This window comes from Bradyrhizobium sp. 930_D9_N1_4 (assembly GCF_052076015.1).
Taxonomy (GTDB): Bacteria; Pseudomonadota; Alphaproteobacteria; order Rhizobiales; family Xanthobacteraceae; genus Bradyrhizobium.
This window is the reverse complement of sequence record NZ_CP197236.1, coordinates 546,108-570,342: the sequence shown is the minus strand read 5'-3', so window position 1 is coordinate 570,342 and position 24,235 is coordinate 546,108. Positions and strand designations below refer to the sequence as shown.

General features: G+C 64.4%; 19 protein-coding genes and 1 tRNA gene. 11 read left to right on the top strand and 9 right to left on the bottom strand.

The genetic code is table 11. The features are described 5' to 3' along the window. Nucleotides 1–64 precede the first annotated feature (64 nt). Nucleotides 65–1,681 carry an amidase gene (locus AB7532_RS02650; protein ID WP_441233285.1) on the bottom strand — a complete coding sequence of 539 codons (1,617 nt, stop codon included), beginning with the start codon at nucleotides 1,679–1,681 and terminating at the stop codon, nucleotides 65–67. A gap of 230 nt (nucleotides 1,682–1,911) precedes the next feature. On the opposite strand from AB7532_RS02650, the gene AB7532_RS02645 reads away from it, so the two are divergent. Continuing rightward, nucleotides 1,912–2,730 carry a uracil-DNA glycosylase gene (locus AB7532_RS02645; RefSeq protein ID WP_441233284.1) on the top strand — a complete coding sequence of 273 codons (819 nt, stop codon included), beginning with the start codon at nucleotides 1,912–1,914 and terminating at the stop codon, nucleotides 2,728–2,730. Then, nucleotides 2,727–4,340, top strand: coding sequence for an amidohydrolase family protein (locus AB7532_RS02640; protein ID WP_441233283.1), 1,614 nt, complete (start codon nucleotides 2,727–2,729; stop codon nucleotides 4,338–4,340). The genes AB7532_RS02645 and AB7532_RS02640 overlap by 4 nt, the downstream gene beginning before the upstream one ends. Nucleotides 4,341–4,362: 22 nt before the next feature. Here the strand turns inward: AB7532_RS02640 and AB7532_RS02635 are convergent, their stop codons facing one another. Beyond that, nucleotides 4,363–5,544: an MFS transporter gene (locus AB7532_RS02635; protein WP_441233282.1), complete on the bottom strand. Its 1,182-nt coding sequence runs from the start codon at nucleotides 5,542–5,544 to the stop codon at nucleotides 4,363–4,365. Between the two features lie 98 nt (nucleotides 5,545–5,642). Here AB7532_RS02635 and AB7532_RS02630 point away from each other — a divergent pair, with 98 nt between their 5' ends. Both AB7532_RS02630 and AB7532_RS02625 read left to right on the top strand, forming a co-directional pair. Beyond that, on the top strand, nucleotides 5,643–6,602 hold the full coding sequence (locus tag AB7532_RS02630; protein ID WP_441233281.1) for a LysR family transcriptional regulator: 960 nt from the start codon (nucleotides 5,643–5,645) through the stop codon (nucleotides 6,600–6,602). A 37-nt stretch (nucleotides 6,603–6,639) separates the two neighbouring features. Further along, complete coding sequence (locus AB7532_RS02625; RefSeq protein ID WP_441233280.1) at nucleotides 6,640–7,017, top strand: Ig-like domain-containing protein; 378 nt, start codon at nucleotides 6,640–6,642, stop codon at nucleotides 7,015–7,017. A 13-nt stretch (nucleotides 7,018–7,030) separates the two neighbouring features. On the opposite strand, the gene AB7532_RS02620 is transcribed toward AB7532_RS02625, so the two are convergent. Beyond that, nucleotides 7,031–7,120, bottom strand: a tRNA-Ser gene (locus AB7532_RS02620). A gap of 195 nt (nucleotides 7,121–7,315) precedes the next feature. On the opposite strand from AB7532_RS02620, the gene AB7532_RS02615 reads away from it, so the two are divergent. After that, on the top strand, nucleotides 7,316–7,657 hold the full coding sequence (locus AB7532_RS02615) for a hypothetical protein (RefSeq protein ID WP_441233279.1): 342 nt from the start codon (nucleotides 7,316–7,318) through the stop codon (nucleotides 7,655–7,657). Between the two features lie 124 nt (nucleotides 7,658–7,781). Here the strand turns inward: AB7532_RS02615 and AB7532_RS02610 are convergent, their stop codons facing one another. The 5 genes from AB7532_RS02610 to AB7532_RS02590 all read right to left on the bottom strand — a co-directional run bounded on the left by AB7532_RS02610 (nucleotide 7,782) and on the right by AB7532_RS02590 (nucleotide 16,536). Then, nucleotides 7,782–9,245 carry a trehalose-6-phosphate synthase gene (locus tag AB7532_RS02610; protein WP_441239174.1) on the bottom strand — a complete coding sequence of 488 codons (1,464 nt, stop codon included), beginning with the start codon at nucleotides 9,243–9,245 and terminating at the stop codon, nucleotides 7,782–7,784. A gap of 234 nt (nucleotides 9,246–9,479) precedes the next feature. Beyond that, entirely contained in the window at nucleotides 9,480–10,301 is an 822-nt protein-coding gene (otsB, locus tag AB7532_RS02605) for a trehalose-phosphatase (protein WP_441233278.1), read from the bottom strand. A gap of 3 nt (nucleotides 10,302–10,304) precedes the next feature. Then, entirely contained in the window at nucleotides 10,305–11,792 is a 1,488-nt protein-coding gene (locus AB7532_RS02600; RefSeq protein ID WP_441233277.1) for an MFS transporter, read from the bottom strand. Nucleotides 11,793–12,257: 465 nt separating this feature from the next. After that, on the bottom strand, nucleotides 12,258–14,291 hold the full coding sequence (locus tag AB7532_RS02595; RefSeq protein ID WP_441233276.1) for a methyl-accepting chemotaxis protein: 2,034 nt from the start codon (nucleotides 14,289–14,291) through the stop codon (nucleotides 12,258–12,260). Nucleotides 14,292–14,496: 205 nt separating this feature from the next. Beyond that, nucleotides 14,497–16,536: a methyl-accepting chemotaxis protein gene (locus AB7532_RS02590; protein ID WP_441233275.1), complete on the bottom strand. Its 2,040-nt coding sequence runs from the start codon at nucleotides 16,534–16,536 to the stop codon at nucleotides 14,497–14,499. Nucleotides 16,537–16,879: 343 nt separating this feature from the next. On the opposite strand from AB7532_RS02590, the gene AB7532_RS02585 reads away from it, so the two are divergent. From AB7532_RS02585 to AB7532_RS02570, 4 genes are all read left to right on the top strand, one after another. Further along, nucleotides 16,880–17,365, top strand: coding sequence for a (2Fe-2S)-binding protein (locus AB7532_RS02585; protein WP_441233274.1), 486 nt, complete (start codon nucleotides 16,880–16,882; stop codon nucleotides 17,363–17,365). Nucleotides 17,366–17,449: 84 nt separating this feature from the next. Then, nucleotides 17,450–19,792, top strand: a complete 2,343-nt coding sequence (locus tag AB7532_RS02580; protein ID WP_441233273.1) for a xanthine dehydrogenase family protein molybdopterin-binding subunit — start codon at nucleotides 17,450–17,452, stop codon at nucleotides 19,790–19,792. Nucleotides 19,793–19,805: 13 nt separating this feature from the next. Then, entirely contained in the window at nucleotides 19,806–20,606 is an 801-nt protein-coding gene (locus AB7532_RS02575; protein WP_441233272.1) for an FAD binding domain-containing protein, read from the top strand. Between the two features lie 229 nt (nucleotides 20,607–20,835). Beyond that, nucleotides 20,836–21,948 carry a CaiB/BaiF CoA transferase family protein gene (locus AB7532_RS02570; protein WP_441233271.1) on the top strand — a complete coding sequence of 371 codons (1,113 nt, stop codon included), beginning with the start codon at nucleotides 20,836–20,838 and terminating at the stop codon, nucleotides 21,946–21,948. Between the two features lie 177 nt (nucleotides 21,949–22,125). Here AB7532_RS02570 and hppD read toward each other — a convergent pair whose 3' ends face one another. Next, nucleotides 22,126–23,244 carry a 4-hydroxyphenylpyruvate dioxygenase gene (hppD, locus tag AB7532_RS02565; protein WP_441233270.1) on the bottom strand — a complete coding sequence of 373 codons (1,119 nt, stop codon included), beginning with the start codon at nucleotides 23,242–23,244 and terminating at the stop codon, nucleotides 22,126–22,128. Nucleotides 23,245–23,363: 119 nt separating this feature from the next. On the opposite strand from hppD, the gene AB7532_RS02560 reads away from it, so the two are divergent. Both AB7532_RS02560 and AB7532_RS02555 read left to right on the top strand, forming a co-directional pair. After that, complete coding sequence (locus tag AB7532_RS02560) at nucleotides 23,364–23,843, top strand: Lrp/AsnC family transcriptional regulator (RefSeq protein WP_441233269.1); 480 nt, start codon at nucleotides 23,364–23,366, stop codon at nucleotides 23,841–23,843. A gap of 73 nt (nucleotides 23,844–23,916) precedes the next feature. After that, nucleotides 23,917–24,228 carry a DUF1272 domain-containing protein gene (locus AB7532_RS02555; protein WP_441233268.1) on the top strand — a complete coding sequence of 104 codons (312 nt, stop codon included), beginning with the start codon at nucleotides 23,917–23,919 and terminating at the stop codon, nucleotides 24,226–24,228. The last annotated feature ends 7 nt before the right edge of the window (nucleotides 24,229–24,235 follow it).

The following is a 24,235-nucleotide window of genomic DNA, read 5'->3' as shown; positions in this document are numbered from 1 at the left end:
CTGATGAACTGACCCTTCCCAAATGGGCTCCGCGCGTAACGCGCGAAGCCCATTGATCGCGGGTTCAGGCCATCGTCTCCCAGAGCCGGTGGGTGAGCACGCCGGCGCGCTTCTCGATCGCGGCCGCCGCATCGAGCGCAAGGTCCTCGCGATAGCGCCCCGCAATGAGCTGCACGCCGATCGGCTTGCCATCGTGCAGGGCGACCGGCACCACCGCGCCGGGCAGGCCCAGCACGTTGATCGCGGAGATGAAGCGGATCTCGCCCCAGAAGATCTCCTTCACGCGTTCGGCGCTGACGGTGTCGTCGCGCGGCCCCGGCGTCGGCTGCACGGTGGTCGGCGCAAGCACCACGGGATACTCCTCGAAGAACAATTGCCAGGCACGGATATGGCTGCTGCGCGCGGCGGTGGCGCGCATCCACGCGGGAAGATCGAGCACCGCAGCCTTGGTCTTCATGCCGTTCCAGGCCTTGTGGAAGTCGTCCGACGTGACCTTCAGCATGCCGGCTTCCTGCATCACCACGGTCTCGTTGGTGATGATGTCGCACCAGGTCTGCCAGACGCCGTCGATGTCGGGCACGTCGACCTCGGTCACGCGATAGCCGGAGCGTTCGAGATGATCGGCAGCCTGGCGCAGGGCCGCCGCTACGTTCGGATCGACGTCCATGTCGTCGGGGATTTTGGCCAGCGCCACCTTGATCGGCCCTTTCGGCTTGGGCCCGACCAGCGGTGCCGGCACCCACCAGGGATCGCGCGGATCGCGCTGGCTCATCACCTCCAGCGCGAGACGGACGTCGGCCACATGACGGGCAAGCGGACCTTGCGCCGACATCAGATGCGCCAGCATCGGCCGCTCCGCCACAGCACTTCCGTTAAAGGCGGGGATGCGGCCCTGCGTCGGCTTGATGGTGGCAACGCCATTGCAATGCGCCGGCCAACGCAGCGAGCCGCCGATGTCGTTGCCATGGGCGATGGTGCCGATGCCGGCGGCGACCGCCGAGCCGGCGCCGCCCGAGGAGCCGCCGCAGGTGATGTTGGGGTCCCAGGGATTGAGCGTCAGCCCGTGCAGGGGATTGTCGGTGAAGCCGCGGAAGGAGAATTCCGGCGTGTTGGTGAGGCCGATGACGATCGCACCCGCCTTCTTCAGGTTGCGGACGACGGGCGAGTCCGACGGTGCGACGAAATCCTTGTTGGCGGGCACGCCGTTGAAATTCGGACGGCCCTCGTAATCGACGTTCTCCTTGATGGTGATAGGCACGCCGTGCAGCAGGCCAAGCTCGCCGCCCTTGGCGCGCTGCTTGTCGGCCGCATGCGCCGCTGCCAGCGCCTCCTCGCTGAGATCGACGACGACCGCGTTCAGCCGCGGATTGACCGCGCGCATCCGTTCGAGATGCGCTTCGACGGTCTCGACGGCGGAGATTGCGCCTGAGCGGATCGCAGCGGCGGTCTCGACCGCCGACCATTGCCAGGCCGGGCCCTTCGGCCGGCGCGGCGCGACTTTCTTGACTGACGTCTTCGCGGAAGTCTTGGCGGATGTCTTGGCTGATGTCCTGGCTGCCTGCTTGGTCGTCTTCTTGGCCGTCTTCGAACCAGGCGCCTTGCGCGCGGTGCTCGCCCTGCCCGAGGTCTTCGCTGCCTTCTTCGAAGCCGTTTTCTTCTTGGTCGCCGTCTTCTTCGCCACGTCGCATCTCCTGAAATTGCGCCGCGGAGGTTATGAAGGTCACGCGACCGTGTACAGGCGCGTTTCTGCATGGCGCGTTGTCGCGGCGCTCTGTCACAGCCTGCCGCTCGTGAACCTTTGCGCCCTGTCTCTTGACCCATATAGGGGTTGAACCCTGCGGCAAACGACCGCCAAGATTGCGCGGACTTTTGACGCAGCTATTTTGACCGCGACACATTGGAGCATTTGCCATGCTCGTGGAATTCGACAGCGGATACGACCAGCAACCGTTTCACGACCTGTGCGCCAATTACCCTGGGGCCGAAGCCTACGATCCCGACGACTTCCGGATCGAATGGGGGCCGATCTTCCATCGCGGCCGGCTCGACGGAACGGCGCGCGTGCTCGTCATCGGTCAGGATCCGGCCCAGCACGAAACCATCGTGCGTCGCATCCTGGTCGGCACCGCGGGCCGCCGGGCCCAGGGCTTTCTCGCAAAACTCGGCATCACGCAGAGCTACGTGATGGTGAACACCTTCCTGTACAGCGTCTATGGACAGAGCGGCGGCAACAAGCACAAGAACGAGCCCGGCATCGTCGAGTATCGCAACAAATGGCTCAAGGCCGTGCTCGCGCCCGGCAATATCGAGGCCGTGGTCTCGCTCGGCGGCCTCGCGGACGAGGCCTGGAAGGCCTGGCTCAAAACGGCCGATGGCGCGGCCTACAAGACCCTTGCGTATCAGCACATCACGCATCCGACCTGGCCGGAAAGCTCCGCGCATGACAATGCGACACGCGCTGCGAACACCAAGATCATGCTGACCAAGTGGAACGCCGCGCTCGCCGCCCTCGCATCGCAGGTCAAGCATCCGGACGTGCCGACGGCGCTGGTGCCTTACGGCGACGCCTTCAAGCCGACCGAACTGTTCGACATCATCGCAAAGGATCTTCCCGCGGGACTGCCGGCCTGGATGCGCGGAGATACGCCATGGGCCGCGCGCCAGGGCGCTGATGCGGCCGCCAAGCGGCGCACGATCGTGGTCACCATTCCGGGCGGCGTGATCCCATGAGCCCGGCGGCGACCCCGAAGCGCTGGGCCCTGAGCGGCCGGATCGTGACGATGGCGGCCGAGGGCGACGTCATCAACAGCGGGACGATCTTCATCGAGGACAATCGCATCGCCGCGATCGTCCCCAAGGGCCAGCCGGCACCGACAGGCTTCGAGGCCGTCATTGCCGTGGCGACCGGCGGCACCATCTATCCCGGTCTGATCGAGCTGCATAATCATCTGAGCTACAACATCCTGCCGCTCTGGCGCGTGCCGCAGCTCTACGGCAATCGCGACCAGTGGCAGAACGCCAAATCGTACAAGACGTCAGTCACAGGCCCCATGAGCGCAATCGCGCTGGCCGACGACGGCTCGCTGCTGCCGGCCCTGGTCCGCTATGTCGAGGCCAAGTGCATGGTCGCGGGCACGACCACCAGCCAGGGGATCACGCTGTCGAACTGGAGCGGCACGATCCACAAATATTACAAGGGCGCGTTGCGCGCGGCCGAGATCGGCAGCCCTCCCGATCTTCCGCGCGCGCGTTCGAAGATTCCCGACATCGAGGCGGAGGACTGGGCCAAGTTCGACCACGAGCTCAAATCGTCGTCCTGTTTCCTGCTTCATCTCAGCGAAGGCATCGACACCAAGGCGCACAGCCACTTTCTCGCGCTGCGCAACCCGTCGGGCGATTGGGCGCTCGAGCCGTCGCTGGCCGGCATTCATTGCACGGCGCTCGACGCGAGCGATTTCGGGACCATGGCCGAGAACCAGGCCAAGGTCGTGTGGTCTCCCCTGAGCAATCTGCTGCTCTACGGAAAGACGACCGATGTCGTTGCCGCGCGCACTGCGGGCCTCACCATCGCGCTCGGCTCGGACTGGTCGCCGTCCGGCAGCAAGAACCTGCTCGGCGAGATGAAGGCGGCCAAGGTCGTGTCCGCCCATTTCAATCTCGGCTTCAGCGACTACGACATCGTCTCGATGGCAACGCGCAATCCGGCGACGATCCTGAAATGGGATGCGAAGCTGGGAACGATCGCGAAAGGCAGGTTCGCCGACCTTCTGGTCGTGAAGGGCGTCACCGGCGATCCCTATGGCCATCTGATCAGGTCCCGCGAGCAGGATATCGTGCTGGTCACGATCGGCGGTCGGCCGCGCTATGGCACGAAGAGCGCCATGCAAAAGGCCGGCGGAAGCGGCGAGGCGTTCAAGATCGGCAGCAGCGCACGGGTGATCGATTTCTCTTCGCCCGATCAAGATCCTGGGATCGAGAAGGTCACATTGGCGGAGGCGACGAGCCGCTTGCGCACCGCGCTCGGCAATCTCGGCACGCTGCAGACGCATAGCCTCGCCATGTCGGCAGCGATCGCCGCCGGAGCGGTGTCGCGTCCGGGATGGCGCCTCGCGCTGGACGAGCAGTTCGGCAACAATGTCCAATTGCGCCCGCGGCTCGAATTCAACGGCGTCAGGACCGGCCCCGATTTGCAGGCCACCGATGCGGCGGCAGCGGTACCCTTGCATCCGATCAAGCTGGACGGTCTCACGGTGTCAGGCGATCCCGCCTTCCTGGACACGTTGAAGAGCGAGCCGAATCTTCCAGAAGGAATCGGGGCGGCCATCGCGGCTTTTTACTAGGGAGCGATGGCCGACCGGCTCTTCATTCCGCCGGACACGCGGCAACGGCGACTTGCCGGCGGTCGAGCTGGAGGCTCCACAGCGCGAGCACGAGACCAACCGCAGTGATGCCGGCCGCGACCAGCGGCAGCGCGGAGAGGCCGAGCCCGTGCTCGATGGCGACGCCCCCGGCCCACGCGCCGAGCGCGTTGCCGAGATTGAACGCGGCGATGTTGAGGCTGGAGGCCAGCGTGCGACCGCTGGAGCCAGCGGCTTCCAGCACGCGCAGCTGAAGCGGCGCGACGGTTGCAAAGGCGGCGATGCCGAGCAGCAGGATCAGCGCGATCGCGGCGATCTTGAACGACAACACGGCCGCAAGGCCGAGCAGCACGATGGCGAGCGCCGCGAGCGTGCCGATCAGCGCACGTGCAAGGCCGCGGTCAGCGAGCTTGCCGCCCGCGACGTTGCCGATCGCAAGGCCTGCGCCGAACACCAGCAGGATCGGCGACACCGCGGCCTCCGGAAAGCCGGTGAAGCGGGTCAGGATCGGCTGGATGTAGGTGAAGACGACGAACAGGCCGGCAAAGCCGAACACCGTCATCGCAAGGCCCAGCAGCACCTGCGGGCGTCCGAGCACCGCGACCTCCTCTGCAAGCGAGATCGGCTTGTCGCCATTGCCGACATGGCCGGGCACCAGCACCGCCACCACCGCGAATGCGATCACGCCGATCACCGTCACGGCCCAGAACGCCGCGCGCCAGCCGAGCATCAGCCCGAACCAGGCGCCGAAGGGCACCCCTAGCAGGGTTGCGACGGTCAGGCCGATGAACATGGTCGATATCGCCGACGCGCGCTTGTCCTCGGCAACCAGGCTCGTGGCAACGACCGAGCCGACGCCGAAGAACGTGCCGTGGGCGAGCGAGGTCAGCACACGGGCTGCCATCAGCAATTCATAGTTCGGCGCGAGCGCGCAGGCGGCGTTGCCGAGCGTGAAGATCGCCATCAGCGCGAGCAGCACGGTTTTGCGCGGCATCCGCCGCGTGGCCAGCGTCAGGACCGGCGCGCCGACGAACACGCCGAGCGCGTAGCCGGAGATCAGCAGGCCCGCGACCGGCACGGAGACGTGCATGTCGGCTGCGACCTGGAGCAGCAGCCCCATGATGATGAATTCGGTGGTGCCGATGCCGAAGGCACCGGCGGTGAGCGCGAGGACGGCGGGAGGCATGCGTGGCTCCAATGGATGAGACTGTTCACGCAGATAGCTGCAACGCGGCAAAAGCGTTAGAATGTCCATAATCCAATCATTTGTGACGTGAATTCAACATGGCCCGTTTCGACACCAACCGTTCCGCCGAGATGGAGGTCTTCGTCCGCGTCGTCGACCTCGGCGGCTTCACCCAGGCCGCGCGACAACTGCGCCTGACGCCGTCGGGCGTCAGCAAGCTGATCTCGCGGCTGGAGGCGCGGCTCGGCTCGCGATTGATCAACCGCACCACGCGCAAGCTGACGCTGACCGAGGAGGGCCAGGCCTTCTATCAGCGGTCGTTGCGTATCCTCGGCGAGATGGAAGAGGCCGAGCGCGAGGCGGCGTCAGGCAAGGCGCCGCGCGGCCGCCTCACCGTCAACAGCAACATCCCCTTCGGCATGCTGCATCTGATGCCGCTGATCCCGCGCTTCCTCGAACAACATCCAGAGGTCACGCTCGATCTCGTGCTCACCGACACGCTGATCGACCTGATGCAGGAGCGCGCCGACGTCGCGATCCGCGTCGGCCCCATGCGCACCTCACGTCTGGTCGCACGCAAGCTCGGCAGCAGCCGCATGGTCGTGGTCGGCGCACCGGATTATCTCACCCGCTTCGGCACACCGAAGACGCCCTCGGACCTCACCAGGCATCGCGGCATCGGCTGGACCTTTCCGCGTATCCGCGGCGGTTGGCCGTTCAAGCGCGGCGACCGCACCGAGGAGGCCGTGCCGCCGCCGGTCGCGCGTGCCAGCGACGGCGAAATCGCCCGCCGCCTTGCGCTCGGCGGCGTCGGCCTCGCCCGCCTCGCCCTCTTCCACATCGGCCCGGACATCGAAGCGGGACGTCTTGTGCCCGTTCTGCAAAACTACAATCCCGGCGACCGCGAGGACATCCACGCCGTCTATGTCGGCCACACCGCGCCCCTGCCCGCACGCGTGCGCGCGTTCATCGATTTTCTGGCGGAGCATGTGCGCGTGAGCGACCCGGCACTGAAGCGCGCTGGGGATGGAAAGTGGAAGCTGATTGCGGCAAGCTGAGCGGCGGAAAGCGCGCCATGCCGGGAGGATGAGAAAGTTGAAACCTTCATTTCTCTCCAGAGCAATTTTCTGCGCGGGCATCGGGTTAATCATGCCCGCAAGCGCCCTCGCGAAATGCGTTCATCCTCCAATACCCTGGAAATTCGGCCACAACATCACCACGACTTGGCGCACCGATGAGGGCAGCGTCTGCCTGACGACCTCCATCCATCCGGCGCACATCGACAAGATCGAAATTGCCTCGAAGCCTCAACACGGAACGGCTGGCAAAGACGGACCATTCGGCGTGGCATATAAGCCCGACTCCGGCTTCCGAGGCTCCGACGCGTTCGTCTACGTGGTGACGTCGAACTCGCAATACAGGAAGGGGGCTGGCTGGACCGCCAAGGTGACCGTTCTCGTAGTCGTCGAGTGACTGTCAAACCGTATGGCGGAGAGAGTGGGATTCGAACCCACGGTACGGTTTCCCGCACACACGCTTTCCAAGCGTGCGCCTTAAGCCACTCGGCCATCTCTCCGGAGCGCCCTCTCTTGAAGGGACGCCGATGATTTTGCAAGGGATCGCGGGGAAATCGGATGTTTTTTCCGCAACCTGTTGTATTTGCAAAAGAATATCGTACGGGGCGGGACATCCCGGAACCGTCCATGGGCTGAACCGGCGACGGGTTTGCCGCGACGATTCACTTGAGAACGCCAACACGACCGGGGACGCCATGACGATCCGCAACACCATTGCCGCGCTGGGCCTGATTTCGGCGCTCGGCTTTGCCTTCGCCGGGCCGGCCCTGGCCCAGATCTGCACCCGGCAGGGCGTCGACGTAAGCTGCGATGACGGGCGGCGCGGCATGCTGTCCGGCGATGCCATCCTCTGGCCGGACGGGACGCGATCGAGCTCAACGCCGCATCAGAGCGTGATCATCGGCAACAAGAGTTCAGTGCATGTCGGGCCCGGCGTGTTCGTCGGCCAGGGCAAGGGCATGGTGCCGCTGGACGACCCCAACGCGCCGAACAAGCGGCAATGCGCTATCCTGGACGGCGTGTCGTATTGCTATTGAGGCGGTTGCGGACCGCACCCTCGCATTGCACCGTCGTGCCCGGGCTTGTCCCGGGCATCCACGTTCTTAGTGGCGAAGAGTGAGACGTGGATGGCCGGGTCAAGCCCGGCCATGACGCAAGAGACTAAATCAACCGCACACCCGAGATCGCCGATTTCAGCCAGCGCAGCGCCTGCGGCGGCTGGGCTGCGAGCGGCGCAACTGCGGCCTTCTCGGTCCGGCACTTCTCCAGCTCGGCGACGAAATCGGCGGACCATTGCTGGATGGTGTGGCCGCGCAGTGTCTTCATCATCGCCTCCCAACGCATCTTGCGTTCGGTGAGCGGCATCGCGGCCGCGACTGCGATGGCGCGGGCCATGCCGTCGATGTCGTGCGGATTGACCAGTAGTGCCGTTTCGAGCTCGTTGGCGGCGCCGGCGAATTTCGACAGCACCAGCACTCCGGGATCGGCCGGGTTTTGGGCTGCAACGTATTCCTTGGCGACGAGGTTCATGCCGTCATGCAGCGGCGTCACCACACCGACCTGCGCGGTCCGATAAAGACCCGCAAGCACGGCCTGGCTGAAACCCTTGTTGAGGTAGCGGATCGGCGTCCAGTCGACCTCGCCATGGCGGCCGTTGACGTCGGTGACGAGGCGCGCGACCTCGTTCTGGAGATTGCCATAGGCTTCGATTGCACCGCGCGAAGGATTGGCGATCTGCAGCAGCGAGATGCTGCGCGCAAATTGCGGCTGCTCGGTCCAGAGCCGGTCGAACGCGCTGATGCGGTTAACCAGGCCCTTGGAATAGTCGAGCCGATCGACGCCGATCGCGAGACGTTCGCCGTTCAGGCTGCGGCGCAGGCGCGAGACATCGGGATGCGAGGCTGACTTCGCGGCATAGGCCGCGAATTTTTCGGCATCGATACCGATCGGAAAGGTTTCACAGCGTGTGCGGCTGTTTTGTGAGACGACAACGCCGTCTTCAACCGTCAGGCCAAGCTCGCCGGCGGCATAGCCGAGAAAATTCTGGCAATCTTCATCGGTCTGGAAACCGAGCAGATCATAAGCCAGCATGGCCGTGATCAGCTCGCGATGATTGGGCACGCCCTGCATCACCGCGGCCACCGGCCACGGCGTGTGCAGGAAGAAGCCGATGGGATCATCGACGCCGAGATCACGCAGCTCCGCGCCGAGTGCGAGGAAATGATAGTCCTGCACCCAGAAAGCGGTCTTGTCTTTGCGGAAACGCATCAAGGCGCGCGCCATGAAGGCGTTGACCTCGCGATAGCTGACATAGTCGTCGCGCGAGACGCGGATCAGGTCGCTGCGCGAATGCAGCGCCGGCCACAACGCCGAATTGGCGAAGCCTTCGTAATAGCCGCCATAGTGCGCCGCCGGCAGATCCAGCGTCGCGATCGCGCCCGAACCCAGCGCCTCGATCTCGGCGAACGGCTCCTTCTGATGACCGTCGCGCACGCGGCCGGAGGAACCCACCCATATGGCACCCGAATGCTCCACGACCGGAAGCAAGGCCGCAGCGAGGCCGCCCGTCATGGGCTCGTTGGGTTTGCCGCGCGCAACTCGATTTGAAACGACGACTAAGTTCACAGGTCGTCCCCTCCTGTTCATTCCACCCCGTTTAACTGCCGTTCATCAATATGGTTCCTGTCATCATTTCTTCGGATTGAAACCAAAATCAGGCGCGCGCGTTGGAACCAGTTTCCTTGAGGGAACCCGGCGATTTTCGCTGAGAATGAGTGTTTTTACGGCTGGTTTGCGCAACATCGATCGCGCGCGCAGTGGAACCCCGCACGCGACAATATGGCTCCGAGGTGACGTGCCTTATTCCAACCTCGTGTCGTCGAGCAGACGTGCAAGGAACGCGCGCACATCGTTCGGTGCATCGAAATGACCGTTGACGCCGATGGCACGGCGACCGACAGAGAACGACAGCCCGTTCATGTCGGGCATGATCGCGAACACGGTTTCATCGGTGACGTCGTCGCCGATGAAGATCGGACGGCGTCCCTTGAAGGGCTCGTGCATCATCAATTCGCGTACACCGGTCGCCTTGGTGAAACCGGAATGCTTGATCTCGCAGACGAACTTGCCCGGTAGCACCTCGATCGGTGCGTTCGGCAGATCGGCACGGATCAGCGAGACGGCTTCGTAGATCGCCTTCTCCGCGTGCGGCGCGAGGCGATAATGCAGCGCCAGCGAATAGCCCTTGTCTTCGAGCAGAATGCCGGGCGAGAGCTTCGCGATCGCGGCCAGGCGCCGCTTCAGCTCCTTGTCCATCAGCGGCGCATGAACCTCGTCGGACTCGTTGGTCACCGACAGGCGCATCTCCGCACCGTGGCCGGCGACGGCGCGAAACACGTCGGGCGCAAAGATCAAATCAATGTCGTTGAGCGAACGGCCGCTGACCATCGCCAGCGCACCCGACGTGCGCTCGGTCAGCCGTTTCAGCGTTTCTGACAGGCCCGGCGGCACCCAGACCTCGCGCGGCGTCGGCATCAAATCAAGCAACGTGCCGTCGATGTCGAGCAGGATTGCGGTCTCGTGGAGATGCGGCACGAGTGCATGCGGCACCGGCACCGCGTCGGGCGCTTCATCTTCCAGCATGGGGTGCTTCTGATCCAGTTCGGCAAGTTCCGATTTCATAGTCTACTCCATAGAAGCCAGCGGCCGCGCGATTTCTTCGAGCGATTTTCGTTCCGCGGAGACGGCATAGCGCCACGCCACGATCGCGGCCGCGATCATCAGGAAGGATCCCAGCAAATAGCCGGCGAACACGCTGGTGCGTGATCCCGTGTCGATCAGCGCGCCGAACAGCGCGGGGCCGATGACGCCGCCGATGCCGGTGCCGACCGCGTAGAACACCGCGATCGCCAGCGCGCGAACCTCCAACGGGAACGTCTCGCTGACGGTGAGATAGGCAGCACTCGCGGCGGGCGAGGCAAAGAAGAAGATCACCATCCAGGCAATCGTCTGCCCTTGCGCGCTCAGCACGCCGATCGAGAACAGATAGCCCGAGAGCGCCAGCAGCAGACCCGACACACCATAGGTGAACGTGATCATGGTCCGGCGGCCGATGGTATCGAAGAGACGGCCGAGCAAGAGCGGGCCGAGGAAGTTGCCGGCCGCGAACGGCAGCAGGTACCAGCCGACATGATCGGCGCTGATGCCGTAGAAATCGGTCAGCACCAACGCGAAGGTGAAGAAGATGGCGTTGTAGAAAAACGCCTGGGCAATCATCAGCACCAGCCCGACCATCGAGCGCTGGCGATAGGTGACGAACAGTGTGTGCACGACCTCCCTGATCGGCGTGTGATCGCGCATCTTCAGGCGCATCTTGGGGAAGCGTCCGTCACTCGTATTCTGGCCGTGCCCGATCACGGAGCGTTCGATCTCGTCGACGATGGCATGGGCCTGGTCGGGCCGGCCATGGATCATCAGCCAACGCGGACTTTCCGGAATCCACATCCGCATCAGCAGTACGACGAGGCCGATGGCCGCGCCGATGAGATAAGCGAGGCGCCAGCCGAGATCGGGGCCGATCGTTGCGGGATCGAGCAACACGATGGCCGCCACGGCGCCCATCGCCGCCCCGATCCAGAAGCTGCCGTTGATGACGAGATCAGTCCAGCCGCGGTAGCGCGCCGGTACCAGTTCCTGGATGGTCGAGTTGATCGCGGTGTATTCGCCACCGATGCCGGCACCGGTGAGGAAACGAAACAGCGCGTAGCTCGCGACATTCCACGACAAGGCAGTGGCGGCGGTCGCCGTCAGATAGACCGCGAGCGTAATGAAGAACAGCTTCTTGCGGCCGATGCGGTCGGTGAGCCAGCCGAAACCGAGCGCACCCAACACCGCACCGGCGAGATAGGCGGAGTTGGCGATGCCGAGATCGAGGTTGGAGAATTGCAGCGTCGGGCTCTGCTTCAATGCGCCCGAAAGCGCGCCGGCGAGCGTCACCTCGAGCCCGTCGAGGATCCAGGTGATCCCGAGCGCCAGCACGACGCGGGTGTGAAAGCCGCTCCACGGCAGCGCATCGAGCCGCGCAGGAATGCTGGTCTCGACGATGCGGTCGCTCGCGGCCGCGGCCGGGATCGCAGATCCTTCTTTCAGCGCTGTGCTCTGCTGCAATTCCATCGCGTGCTGGGTCTGACCAGTGGAAACGGCCCCGGTTCACATGACGTGGTCGGGGCGTTCCGATCATGGGGGTGCGGCATTCCGCCTGCCACCCGCGACAACGTCGGCGGCAACAGCAGGTTCCCCGAGGAACGGCCCGGTGGGCTGTCCGTTTCCGACGGAGCCGCAAGGAGTTGACGCATGGCTCGTGTCAGAAAGACGACACATTCGCGCAAAGCAGCGCGCGGGAAAGCTGTCAGCCAGGTGAGCGAACAGTGAGCTGAAGCTAACGTTGATAGCCACCGACTCCGCCGTCGTCCCGGACGAGCGCAGCGAAGATCCGGGACCCATAGTCACAGGGAGTGGTTTGGCGAATGGTCGGAGTGATCACCTCGCCTCATAACCATTCCAGGTGGTTATGGGTCCCCGCGTTCGCGGGGACGACAGGCGAGGGTGGTGCGACGGTTACGACTTCGGCGCGGCGACTCACGCCGCCCGGATATTCCCCATGAACCGGTCGAGCTCGGCGCGCAGGCGCGTGCTCTCGCTGGAGAGCGATTTGGCCGAGTTCAGCACCTCTTCCGAGGCCGAGCCGGTTTCGGCGGCACCGCGGTTGACCTGCCCGATATCGGTGGCGGCCGTCTGGGTCCCCTGCGCGACGGTCTGGACGCTGCGGGCGATTTCCTGAGTCGCGGCGCCCTGCTGCTCGACTGCGCTCGCGATCGAGGTCGAGATCGACGAGATCTGGCCGATGGTCGCACCGATCTCCTTGATCGCGGCGACCGATTCGGCGGTGGCGCCCTGCATCCCCATGATGTGCGAGGAAATCTCGTCGGTGGCCTTGGCGGTCTGGCTCGCCAGCGACTTCACTTCGCTGGCCACCACTGCGAATCCGCGGCCGGCTTCGCCCGCACGCGCCGCCTCGATGGTGGCGTTGAGCGCCAGCAGATTGGTCTGCTCGGCGATCGCGGTGATCAGCTTGACGACCTCGCCGATCTGCTGGGCGGCATGGGACAGTTTACCGATACGGGTATCGGTCTCCTTGGCCTGCACCACGGCGGCTTCCGCGATGCGGCTGGAGTCGCGGACTTGGCGGCCGATCTCCTCGACCGAAGCCGACAGCTCTTCGGTCGCGGTTGCGACCGACTGCATGTTGGAAGACGCCTGCTCGGAGACACTGGCGACCTGATTCGACAGGCTCTGCGTGGTCTCGGCGGTGCGCGTCAGCGTGGACGCTGCCGATTCGAGCTGCACGGCGGAGGATGAGACATTGGAGACAATGGCGCCGACGGCGCCTTCGAAATCATCGGCAAAGCGAATCAGCTCGGAGCGGCGGCTTGCGCTCTGCTCCTTGCTCTGGGCTTCGCTGGCGGCGGCATCGCGTTCGGCCTTGGCGACAGCCTGAACCTTGAACTCCTCGACCGCGCCGGCCATCTCGCCGATCTCGTCCTTGCGCCCCAAGCCCGGCAGCACGACGTCGAAATTGCCCGAAGCCAGCTCGCGCATCGCCTTGCACATCGCGATCATCGGACGCGAGATGCCGTTGCCCAGCATCAGGGCCAGCACGGCACCGATGGCGAGGCCGCCGAGCGCCAGCATCAGCATCAGCCGTTCGGTCTCGACGATGGTGGAATTGGCGCTCGCCTCGATGCGCTGCTGATCGGCAGAGAGCTCCGATTTCAGCTCGGCCGAGAGCTTGAGGATGGTCGCCGCCGTCTTGGTCATCTCGCCGTTCGACTTGACGATGATCTTCACGTTCTCGGTCAGCTTCGAGAAGGAGGTGCGGTACTGCTTCAGCAGATTGCCGATCTCGGTGACGCGGTCGGTGATCTTCTGGTCGTTGGCATAGATCGAGACCAGCAGGGTCTCCAGGAACTTGATGCGGGCGATCACGCCGTCGGCGGTCTTGGGCTCCGGCTTGGCGACGAAGGCGCTGACCGAGGTGGAGACCGCCAGATATTGCGAGGTGATGTCCTTGGCCGTGGTCTGAACCGAGTTCAGGCCCGCCAATGCCGCGGTATCGGCGAGATCGTCGAACTTGAAGCGGATCTTGTTGCCGACGCTGTTGAGCTCGTCGGCCGCGATCTTGTTGTTCTCGCGTGTCAGCGTGATGATCTCGCTGAACACCTTCGCGAAGCGCTGGAATTCGGCCTCGAGCTTGCCGACCTGCTCGCGGCGCGCCGCGCCTGTGGTCGCAGCCAGCGACTTGGCAATCGCAGCCCTCAGATTTTCTTCGGCGGCCTTGGCGGCGGTCTCGTCATCGGCCGCGCCGGTCAGCGTATAGGCCCGCGCCAGTCCCTGATAGCTGATCAGATCGCGATCGACGGTCCGCGCGAGGTCCGCTTCGGACACGCTGGATCGGTAGGAGGCCACGGCAGCCTGGATCCGCTCGAAGCCGAAATAGGCGAAAACCATGCTGACGGCGAAGATGGCGAGCACCGCCACGAAGCCGAGGATGATTTTTGCGCGAAAACGCAAGGTGAGCAGCTTAGATGTGTTCGGCTTCGACTTGACGGGCATTCCCCACCCCATTCCATTCGCGGAAAACCAGGCGCAGCCCGAAAGCAGCCCGCTTCCCGACTCGCGAGCACGGTAAGGGGCAAAGGATAAGCGGCGGTAAATGTGGAGCACCGCAACTTGCGGTTCGGTGACGCGGCCCGGCTGTCTCAGCCTGTCATCCCCGCGAACGCGGGGACGGCAATGGTGGGTGGCGCTTGAGCGCGGCTTACGCCGCGCGGATATTTCCCATGAACCGGTCGAGCTCGGCGCGCAGACGGGTGCTTTCGCTGGAGAGGGTCTTGGCCGAGTGCAGGACCTCCTCCGAGGCCGAGCCGGTCTCGGCGGCGCCGCGGTTGACCTGCCCGATGTCGGTGGCGGCCGTCTGGGTCCCCTGCGCGACGGTCTGGACGCTGCGGGCAATCTCCTGGGTCGCCGCACCCTGCTCTTCCACCGCGCTGGCGATGGAGGTCGAGATCGACGAAATCTGACCGATGGTGGCGCCAATCTCCTTGATCGCGGCAACCGACTCGGCCGTCGCGCCCTGCATGCCTGCGATGTGCGACGAAATCTCGTCGGTGGCCTTCGCGGTCTGGCTGGCCAGCGACTTCACCTCGCTGGCGACCACGGCAAAGCCGCGGCCGGCTTCACCGGCGCGCGCCGCCTCGATGGTGGCGTTGAGCGCGAGCAGATTGGTCTGCTCGGCAATCGCCGTGATCAGCTTGACGACTTCGCCGATCTGCTGGGCGGCATGAGACAGTTTACCGATACGGGTATCGGTCTCCTTGGCCTGCACCACGGCCGCTTCGGCGATGCGGCTGGAATCGCGGACCTGGCGGCCGATCTCCTCGACCGAGGCCGAGAGCTCTTCGGTCGCGGTCGCGACCGACTGCATGTTGGAAGAGGCCTGCTCGGAGACCCCGGCGACCTGGTTCGACAGGCTCTGCGTGGTCTCGGCGGTACGCGTCAGCGTGGACGCCGCCGACTCCAACTGCACGGCGGAGGCCGAGACGTTCGACACGATGGCGCCGACCGCGCTCTCGAAGTCGTCGGCAAAACGGATCAGCTCGGAGCGGCGGCTTGCGGCCAGGTCCTTGTTCTGGGCCTCGCTGGCGGCGGCATCGCGCTCGGCCTTGACCACGGCCTGAACCTTGAATTCCTCGACCGCCCCGGCCATCTCGCCGATCTCGTCCTTGCGGCCCAAGCCCGGCAGCACGACGTCGAAATTGCCCGAAGCCAGCTCGCGCATCGCCTTGCACATCGCGATCATCGGCCGCGAGATGCCGGTGCCGAGCAGGAAGGCGAGAATCGCGCCCAAAAGCGTGCCGCCGACGGCCAGCATCAGCACCAATTGCTCGGTTTGCCCGATGGTTGCTTCCGATTCCGACTCCAGCCGCTGCTGTTCGGCGACGAGGTCCGCCTTCATGGCGGTCGCGCCTTGCAGGATCGCGCCGGCCGAACCGCTCATCTCGGTGACGCGCTCATCGACCATCTTGGCGTTGGCGATCAGCTTCTCCAGCGACTCGCGATAGGCCGTGAGCAATCCCTTGGCATCCTTCAGGCCGGCGACGATCTTGTCGTCCATGGAATAGACCGCGCCGAGCGAATTCTCGACGAATTTCAGACGGGCCAGCGCGCTGGTCGCGATCGCCTGGTCGGACGTCAGCACGAAATTGGTCGCGGCCGCGCTCGCGGTCTGGAACTGGGCGTTGACCTGCTTGGTGCCGAATTCGATCGACTGCGCCTCGGAATCGGAGGCGCTGTTGCCGATGTCGTCCAGCTTGTACTTCAGGAGATTGGCGTTGCGCGTGAGCTGGTTCTGCACCAGCAGCGCGCTGTCGCGCTTGGCCTGGAGGACCTTGGCGAAGGTCGCGGAGAAGTTGGAGAATTCCTTGGCGAGCTTGTTGAGGCTCTCCAGACGCGCCGGCTTCTTGGCGCTCTTCACGGCCTGGTCGATGGCACTCTTCAGGCTGGCTTCAGCGTCCAGCGCCGCCTTGGCGTCGTCTTCCTTGCCTGTGGCGACGAAATATTTGACGGCCGAACGATAGCCGAGCAGCTCGCGGTCGATGTTGCGGGCGAGATCGGCCTCGGTGACGCTGCTGCGGTAGGACCCGACCCCGGCCGAGACCCGCTCGAAGCCGAAATAGGAGAAAGCCATGCTGCCGGCGGAGATCACCAGCACCGCGGCGAAGCCGAGGATGATCTTGGCGCGGAACTTGAGGGTCGGAATAATTGTACGCTTCGACGGCGACGCGGTACGCCCGGACATTCCCAACCCCCATTTTCTCTTCAGCCGTGTTCCGGAGGCGCCCCGCCCCCAGACCCGGATGCGCAAAACTAGGGCACAATGGATAAGGGGCGGTAAATTCGGCAGGCTCGTGCAGTCTTCGCTGTCAGCGGCCAGAGGCCGACCGGGTGGGATGACGGCTGGCATCCCACAAATTAGCCCGGTCCGACCGGGTCATCTCCCAACCTGCGCACAGAAAGCATCGCGCCTCGGACGGGATCGATGACTTTTCCATGACCGCAGCGACCAAAATCCCAGTTGCAAAGTCCGGGGGCGCTGTCTCTAATTAGAAACAATCAAAATCGATCCCCGGGAGGACTTCACCGTGTCTACAGTCAAACTGACAGTGAACGGCAAGGCCGTTGCTGTCGACGTCGAGGACCGCACGCTGCTGGTCCAGCTGCTGCGCGAAAACCTCAACCTCACCGGAACCCATGTCGGCTGCGACACCAGCCAGTGCGGCGCCTGCGTCGTCCATGTGGACGGCAAGGCGGTGAAATCCTGCACCATGCTGGCCGGCCAGGCCGACGGCGCCAACGTCACCACCATCGAAGGCATCGCCAAGGGCGACGAGCTGCACCCGATGCAGGCCGCCTTCCGTGACAATCACGGCCTCCAGTGCGGCTATTGCACCCCGGGCATGATCATGTCGGCGATCGACATCGTGCACCGCTACGGTGGCCAGCTCGACGAGACGACCGTCCGTCACGAGCTCGAAGGCAACATCTGCCGCTGCACCGGCTACCACAACATCGTCAAGGCCGTGCTGGATGCAGCCGGACGCATGAAGGTCTCGCAGGCGGCCGAGTAAAGCGGCCCGCCTCGAAATAAGGACCACCGCCGCAGCTTTCGAGGGAAAGCGCGGTCAAAACAATTCCGGTCGGGAGGACCAGACATGGGTGTTGAAGGCATCGGCGCGCGCGTCGTGCGCAAGGAAGACAAGCGTTTCATTACCGGCAAGGGCCGTTACGTCGACGACATCAAATTGCAGGGCATGACCCATGCCCATTTCATCCGCAGCCCGCACGCGCACGCCAAGGTGAAGAAGATCGATTCGTCCGCCGCGCTGAAGATGCCGGGCGTGGTCGCGGTGCTCACGGGACAAGAGATCGTCGACGACAAGGTCGGCAACCTCATCTGCGGCTGGGCCATCACCTCCAAGGACGGCAGCCCGATGAAAATGGGCGCATGGCCTGCGATGGCGCCGGAGACGGTGCGTTTCGTCGGCCAGGCCGTCGCGGTCGTGATCGCCGACAGCAAGAATCTGGCGCGCGACGCGGCCGAAGCTGTCGTGGTCGATTACGAGGAACTTCCCGCGGTCGCCGACGTCCAGGCCGCGATCAAGTCGGGCGCGCCGCAGCTTCACCCCGAGGCTCCCGGCAACCAGGTCTATGACTGGGTGATCGGCGACGAGGGCGCAACGGACGCGGCCTTCTCGAAGGCCGCCAATGTCGTCAAGCTCGACGTCACCAACAACCGCCTCGCCCCGAACGCGATGGAGCCGCGTGCGGCGATTGCCGATTACGATGCGGCGGAAGAGCACTTCACTCTCTATACGACGTCGCAGAACCCGCACGTCGCCCGCCTCGTGCTGTCGGCGTTCTACAACATCGCCCCTGAGCACAAGCTGCGCGTGATCGCCCCCGACGTCGGCGGCGGCTTCGGCTCAAAAATCTTCATCTATCCCGAGGAGATGGTGGCGCTGTGGGCCTCGAAGAAGGTCGGCCGTCCCGTGAAATGGACCGGCGACCGCACCGAAGCCTTCCTCACCGACGCGCATGGCCGTGACCACGTCACCCATGCCGAATTGGCATTCGACGCCAACAACAAGATCACCGGCCTCAAGGTGAAGACCTACGCCAATTTCGGCGCCTACATGTCGCTGTTCTCGTCGTCGGTGCCGACTTATCTCTACGCGACGCTGCTGTCGGGCCAATACAACATCCCGGCGATCCATGCCGAGGTGGTCGGCGTCTACACCAACACCACGCCGGTCGACGCCTATCGCGGCGCGGGCCGCCCCGAGGCCAGCTATCTGATCGAACGTCTGATGGAGACCGCGGCGCGGCAGCTCAAGGTCGATCCGGCCCAGCTGCGCCGGCAAAACTTCATCACCACGTTCCCGCACCAGACGCCCGTGATCATGGCCTATGACACCGGCGACTTTAATGCCTCGCTCGACGCGGCGATGAAGGCGATCGACTATGCCGGCTTCGCCGGCCGCAAGGCCAAGGCGAAGACGGAAGGCAAGCTGCGCGGCATCGGCGTGTCCTGCTACATCGAGGCCTGCGGCATCGCACCGTCGAAGGCGGTCGGCAGCCTGGGTGCCGGCGTCGGCCTCTGGGAGTCCGCGGAAGTGCGCGTCAACCCGGTCGGCACCATCGAGATCCTGACGGGCTCGCACAGCCACGGCCAAGGTCACGAGACGACGTTCTGCCAGCTCGTCGCAGAGCGCCTGGGCGTTCCGATCAGCCAGGTCTCGATCGTCCACGGCGATACCGACAAGGTGCAGTTCGGCATGGGCACCTACGGCTCGCGCTCGGCGGCCGTCGGTCTCACCGCGATCCTGAAAGCCATGGAGAAGATGGAATCCAAGGCCAAGAAGATCGCGGCGCACGCGCTTGAAGCGTCCGAAGGCGACATCGTCATCGAGAACGGCGAGTTCAAGGTGGCGGGCACGGACAAGGCGATTGCCTTCCCGATGGTCGCGCTCGCGGCCTACACCGCGCACAATCTGCCTGACGGGATGGAGCCGGGCCTGAAGGAAAGCGCCTTCTACGACCCCACCAACTTCACCTTCCCGGCCGGCACCTATATCTGCGAACTCGAGGTCGATCCCGGCACCGGCAAGACGTCTTTCGTCAACTTCGTCGCGGCCGACGATTTCGGCCGGCTGATCAACCCGATGATCGTCGAGGGTCAGGTCCATGGCGGCCTGGTTCAAGGTATCGGACAGGCGCTGCTCGAGCACGCGATCTACGATGCCAACGGCCAGCCGATCACGGCCTCGTTCATGGACTACGCCATGCCGCGTGCTGACGATGTGCCCTCGTTCAACCTCTCCCACACCACGACGCTGTGCCCGGGCAATCCCCTGGGCATCAAGGGTTGCGGTGAGGCCGGCGCGATCGGCGCCTCAGCGGCCGTGATCAACGCGATCACGGATGCGATCGGCAAGAACAATCTGGAAATGCCCGCAACCCCTGACAGGGTGTGGCGCACGATCCACGCGGCTTGAGGGAGGAACGAAGATGTACCAGACAACCTATCATCGCGCGTCCTCGGTCGACGAAGCGGCCAGCCTGTTCGCTAAAGGCACTGAGGCCAAATTCCTTGCCGGCGGCCAGACGCTGCTGCCGGTCATGAAGCAGCGGCTTGCAAGCCCCTCCGACGTGATCGACCTCGGCAAGATCAAGGAGCTGCAAGGCGTCGAGTTCGCAGGCGACGTGCTGATCATCAAGGCCGGCACGACCTATTTCGACATCATGCAGAATGCCGATGTGAAGAAGGCGATTCCGGCGATTGCCCATCTCACCTCGGTGCTCGGCGATCCCGCCGTGCGTTATCGCGGCACCATCGGCGGCTCGATCGCCAACAACGATCCCGCCGCGGATTATCCGGCTGCCCTGCTCGCGCTCGGCGCCACCGTGAAGACCAACAAGCGGTCGATCTCGGCGGAAGACTTCTTCCAGGGCCTGTTCACGACGGCGCTTGAAGACGGCGAGATCATCACCGCCGTGTCGTTTCCGGTCCCGGCGAAGGCCGGCTACGAGAAAATGCGGCATCCGGCATCGCGCTTCGCGCTGACCGGCGTATTCGTCGCGCAGACGAAGTCGGGCGAGATCCGTGTCGCCGCGACCGGCGCCTCGCAGAGCGGTGTGATGCGGGTGCCCGCGATCGAGGCCGCGCTGAAGGCGAACTGGTCGCCGTCGGCGCTCGACAATGTCAGCATTTCGGCGAATGGATTGCTGGCCGACATCCACGGCACCGCCGAATACCGCGCCAACCTCGTCAAGGTGATGGCGCAGCGCGCGGTGGCCGCTGCCGGTTGATCGCGCAAATCGAGCGCGGCAGCACGTCGCGCTTTAGCGCCTCAACACAAATCTTCCGCGGCGCGCAGCAATGCGCGCCGCTTTTTTGATGCGCCCATGCATGAAAAGCGCTTGCCTCGCTGGCGTGAAGGCTGGAAAAGTTAATCAGCCAATTAACTCGCCCCAGAGAGGAATGTCCGAGGCGATTGCCAGTCCACCGGCAATCCGCCCGCGACCCGAGGAAACAACAGTGCTCGATAAGCCAGCCCAGAACGCATCCGTCCGCACCTCCGGCCCGCTCTCGGGCTTCCGCGTCGTCGAATTCGCCGGCATCGGGCCCGGCCCGTTCGCCTGCATGATGCTGGCCGACATGGGCGCCGATGTCGTCACGCTCGACCGCGTCGGCGCGAAGAAGAGCATGAAGTCGGTGGCGGGCCGCGGCCGCAAGGTGATCGAGCTCGACCTCAAGGACAAGGCATCGATCGCGGAGGTGCTCGATTTGCTCGCTAGCGCCGATGCGCTGGTCGAGGGTTTTCGTCCCGGCGTGATGGAGCGGCTCGGTCTCGGTCCCGATGTCGTGCTCGCGCGCAATCCGAAGCTCGTCTACGGCCGCATGACCGGCTGGGGCCAGGAAGGCCCGCTCGCGAATGCCGCCGGCCATGACATCAACTACATCTCCATCACCGGCGCGCTCGCGGCGATCGGACCCAAGGACGCGCCGGTGCCGCCGCTTAATCTGGTCGGCGATTTCGGCGGCGGCGCGCTCTACATGGTCGTCGGCGTGCTCGCGGCCCTGCTGGAAGCGCAGAAGTCGGGCAAGGGCCAGGTCGTCGACACCGCGATGTGCGACGGTGCGGCATCGCTGATGTCGTTCTTCTTCGACATGACCACGCTCGGCCGCTGGACCGAAGGCCGCAACCAGAACTTCCTCGACGGCGGTGCGCATTTCTACGGCGTCTATGAATGCGCCTGCGGGCACTTCGTCTCGATCGGCTCGATCGAGCCGCAGTTCTACGCGCTGCTGCGCGAGCATGCGGGCCTGACCGATGCCGATTTCGACGCGCAGATGAACCCCAAGGCCTGGCCTGCGCTGAAGGAGAAGCTGAAGGCGGTGTTCAAGAGCAAGACGCGCGAGGACTGGTGCAGCATCATGGAAGGCACCGACATCTGCTTCGCGCCGGTGCTGACCATGTCGGAAGCGACCGAGCATCCGCACATGGTCGCCCGCAACGTCTTCATCGAGCGCCACGGCGTGAAACAGCCCGCACCGGCGCCGCGCTTCTCGCGCACGCCGTCGACGGTCCGCGAGCCGGAAGGCGCCGAGATCGCCGCGGTAACGGCCGCGTGGAAGATGGGGAAGTAGTCTCCGCTGTCGTCCCGGGGCGCGCGGAGCGCGAGCCCGGGACCCATAACCCCAGGGAGTGGTTGGCGAAGACTCGGAGTTACTACTTCGCGCTACAACCGCTCCCTGTGGTTATGGGTCCCCGCCTACGCGGGGACGACACCTGTTGTGACGCAGCAGTTTGGCCAACAGCGGCGCCTACGCCGCATCCTCCACCTTCAACACCCCGCGCCGGATCTGATCCTCCTCGATCGATTCGAACAAGGCCTTGAAATTGCCCTCGCCAAAGCCGTCATCGCCCTTGCGCTGGATGAACTCGAAGAAGATCGGGCCGATCGCGTTGGCCGAAAAGATCTGCAGCAGCACCTTGGTCTGGCCGCCATCGACCACGCCCTCGCCGTCGATCAGGATGCCGTTCTTCTGGAGACGTGCGACGTCCTCGCCGTGCTTGGGCAGCCGCGCGTCGATTTTCTCGAAATAGGTGGAGGGCGGCGACGGCATGAAGGGCAGGCCGGCGTCGCGCAGGCCTTCGATCGTGCCGTGGATCTCGCGGCAGCCGCAGGCGATGTGCTGGATGCCCTCGCCGCGATAGATGTTCAGATATTCCTCGATCTGGCCGGAATCGCCGGCGTCCTCGTTAATCGGAATCCGGATCTTGCCGTCGGGGCTGGTCAGCGCGCGCGAGAACAGGCCGGAGGCGCGGCCCTCGATGTCGAAGAAGCGGATCTGGCGGAAGTTGAACAGCTTTTCATAGAAGCCGGTCCAGACATCCATGCGACCACGATGGACGTTGTGGGTGAGATGATCGAGATAGAACAGGCCGGCGCCGGCGGGCCTGGGATCGTGCACACCCAGCCAATCGAATTCGGCATCATAGGCAGAACCCTTGGCACCATAACGATCGATGAAATAGAGCAGGCTGCCCCCAATGCCCCTGATCGCGGGCACATCGAGCGTCTTCTGTGCGGATGACACATCGGCAGGCTCCGCACCGAGCGAAACCGCGCGGTCATAGGCAACCTTCGCATCGACCACGCGAAACGCCATCGACGGTGCGCAGGGGCCGTGCGCGGCGACGAATTCGAAGCCGTGGGTGCCGGGCTCCTCGTTGACGAGATAGTTGATGTCGCCCTGGCGATAGACGGTGATCTTCTTGGTCTTGTGGCGCGCGACGGGGGCGTAGCCCATCAGCTTGAACAGGGCGTGCAGCTCTTCCGGATTGGGGTGCGCGTATTCGACGAACTCGAACCCGTCGGTGCCCATCGGATTGTCGGCGGTGATGGTGGCCGGCGGTGCGTCGTGTGGAAACGGACCCATGGTGTTCTCCAATTGCTGCTGCCATGAACTATCCTTCACGGGGCGTGCAATGAGCGTGCAAATGGGACGCGATTTGGCTATCTTATGCACGAACCGTGCATGAAATGGACAAATGGCGCATGATTCCGGTAGACACCTTCGACCTCAAGATCCTGACCGCGCTTCAGGATGACGGCCGCCTCACCAATCAGGAACTCGCCGACATCGCGGGTCTCTCGGCTTCGCAATGCTCGCGGCGGCGGATGCGGCTGGAGCAGGAGAAGGTGATATCAGGCTATCACGCCGACCTCTCCAGCGAGGCGCTCGGCTTCGGCGTGATCGCCTTCATCCAGGTCGGGCTCGCGACCCACTCGCCTGATAATTCCAAGCGCTTCCGTGCCCTGGTCAATCGCATCGATGAAATCCAGGAGGCCTATTCGCTGACGGGCGACGCCGATTACGTGCTCAAGGCCGTGCTGCGCGACCTCAAGGGCTTGTCCAACCTCGTCAACGACGTGTTGATGCCACACCAGAGCGTGGCGCATGTGCGGTCATCGATCGTGCTCGATCGTCTCAAGGAAAGCTCGAAACTTCCGCTGAAGGATTTGAAGGCTGGCTGAAATCGAGGGAACTACGCCATTCGCGTTTTAGGCGTCGTCTGCGATGATCGGGCCTATCTGCGGAGATTCACGCATGGCCCTCCAGCTGCGACCGAACTGCGAATATTGCGACCGCGACCTGCCGCCTGATGCAACAGATGCGCGGATCTGCTCGTACGAATGCACGTTCTGCGCGGACTGCGTCGAGACAAAACTCTCCAACGTCTGCCCGAACTGCGGCGGCGGCTTTGCGCCGCGCCCGATCAGGCCGACGCAGGAATGGCGGCCGGGCGTGTGCACGACCAAGCAAGTGCCGTCCGACAAGCGGGTGCATTTGAAGTACAGCGTGGAGGATGTCGCGGCCCATTGCGCGCGCATCAAGGACGTGGCGCCGGAGAGGCGATAGGTCTCGT

What these genes read in the sequence shown, in the direction of transcription:
- otsB (WP_441233278.1), bottom strand. Translation starts at nt 10,301, where the DNA reads ATGAAATCGGAACTTGCCGAACTGGATCAGAAGCACCCCATGCTGGAA.
- AB7532_RS02580 (WP_441233273.1), top strand. Translation starts at nt 17,450, where the DNA reads ATGGGTGTTGAAGGCATCGGCGCGCGCGTCGTGCGCAAGGAAGACAAG.
- AB7532_RS02630 (WP_441233281.1), top strand. Translation starts at nt 5,643, where the DNA reads ATGGCCCGTTTCGACACCAACCGTTCCGCCGAGATGGAGGTCTTCGTC.
- AB7532_RS02615 (WP_441233279.1), top strand. Translation starts at nt 7,316, where the DNA reads ATGACGATCCGCAACACCATTGCCGCGCTGGGCCTGATTTCGGCGCTC.
- AB7532_RS02635 (WP_441233282.1), bottom strand. Translation starts at nt 5,544, where the DNA reads ATGCCTCCCGCCGTCCTCGCGCTCACCGCCGGTGCCTTCGGCATCGGC.
- hppD (WP_441233270.1), bottom strand. Translation starts at nt 23,244, where the DNA reads ATGGGTCCGTTTCCACACGACGCACCGCCGGCCACCATCACCGCCGAC.
- AB7532_RS02595 (WP_441233276.1), bottom strand. Translation starts at nt 14,291, where the DNA reads ATGCCCGTCAAGTCGAAGCCGAACACATCTAAGCTGCTCACCTTGCGT.
- AB7532_RS02640 (WP_441233283.1), top strand. Translation starts at nt 2,727, where the DNA reads ATGAGCCCGGCGGCGACCCCGAAGCGCTGGGCCCTGAGCGGCCGGATC.
- AB7532_RS02600 (WP_441233277.1), bottom strand. Translation starts at nt 11,792, where the DNA reads ATGGAATTGCAGCAGAGCACAGCGCTGAAAGAAGGATCTGCGATCCCG.
- AB7532_RS02645 (WP_441233284.1), top strand. Translation starts at nt 1,912, where the DNA reads ATGCTCGTGGAATTCGACAGCGGATACGACCAGCAACCGTTTCACGAC.
- AB7532_RS02555 (WP_441233268.1), top strand. Translation starts at nt 23,917, where the DNA reads ATGGCCCTCCAGCTGCGACCGAACTGCGAATATTGCGACCGCGACCTG.
- AB7532_RS02575 (WP_441233272.1), top strand. Translation starts at nt 19,806, where the DNA reads ATGTACCAGACAACCTATCATCGCGCGTCCTCGGTCGACGAAGCGGCC.
- AB7532_RS02590 (WP_441233275.1), bottom strand. Translation starts at nt 16,536, where the DNA reads ATGTCCGGGCGTACCGCGTCGCCGTCGAAGCGTACAATTATTCCGACC.
- AB7532_RS02560 (WP_441233269.1), top strand. Translation starts at nt 23,364, where the DNA reads ATGATTCCGGTAGACACCTTCGACCTCAAGATCCTGACCGCGCTTCAG.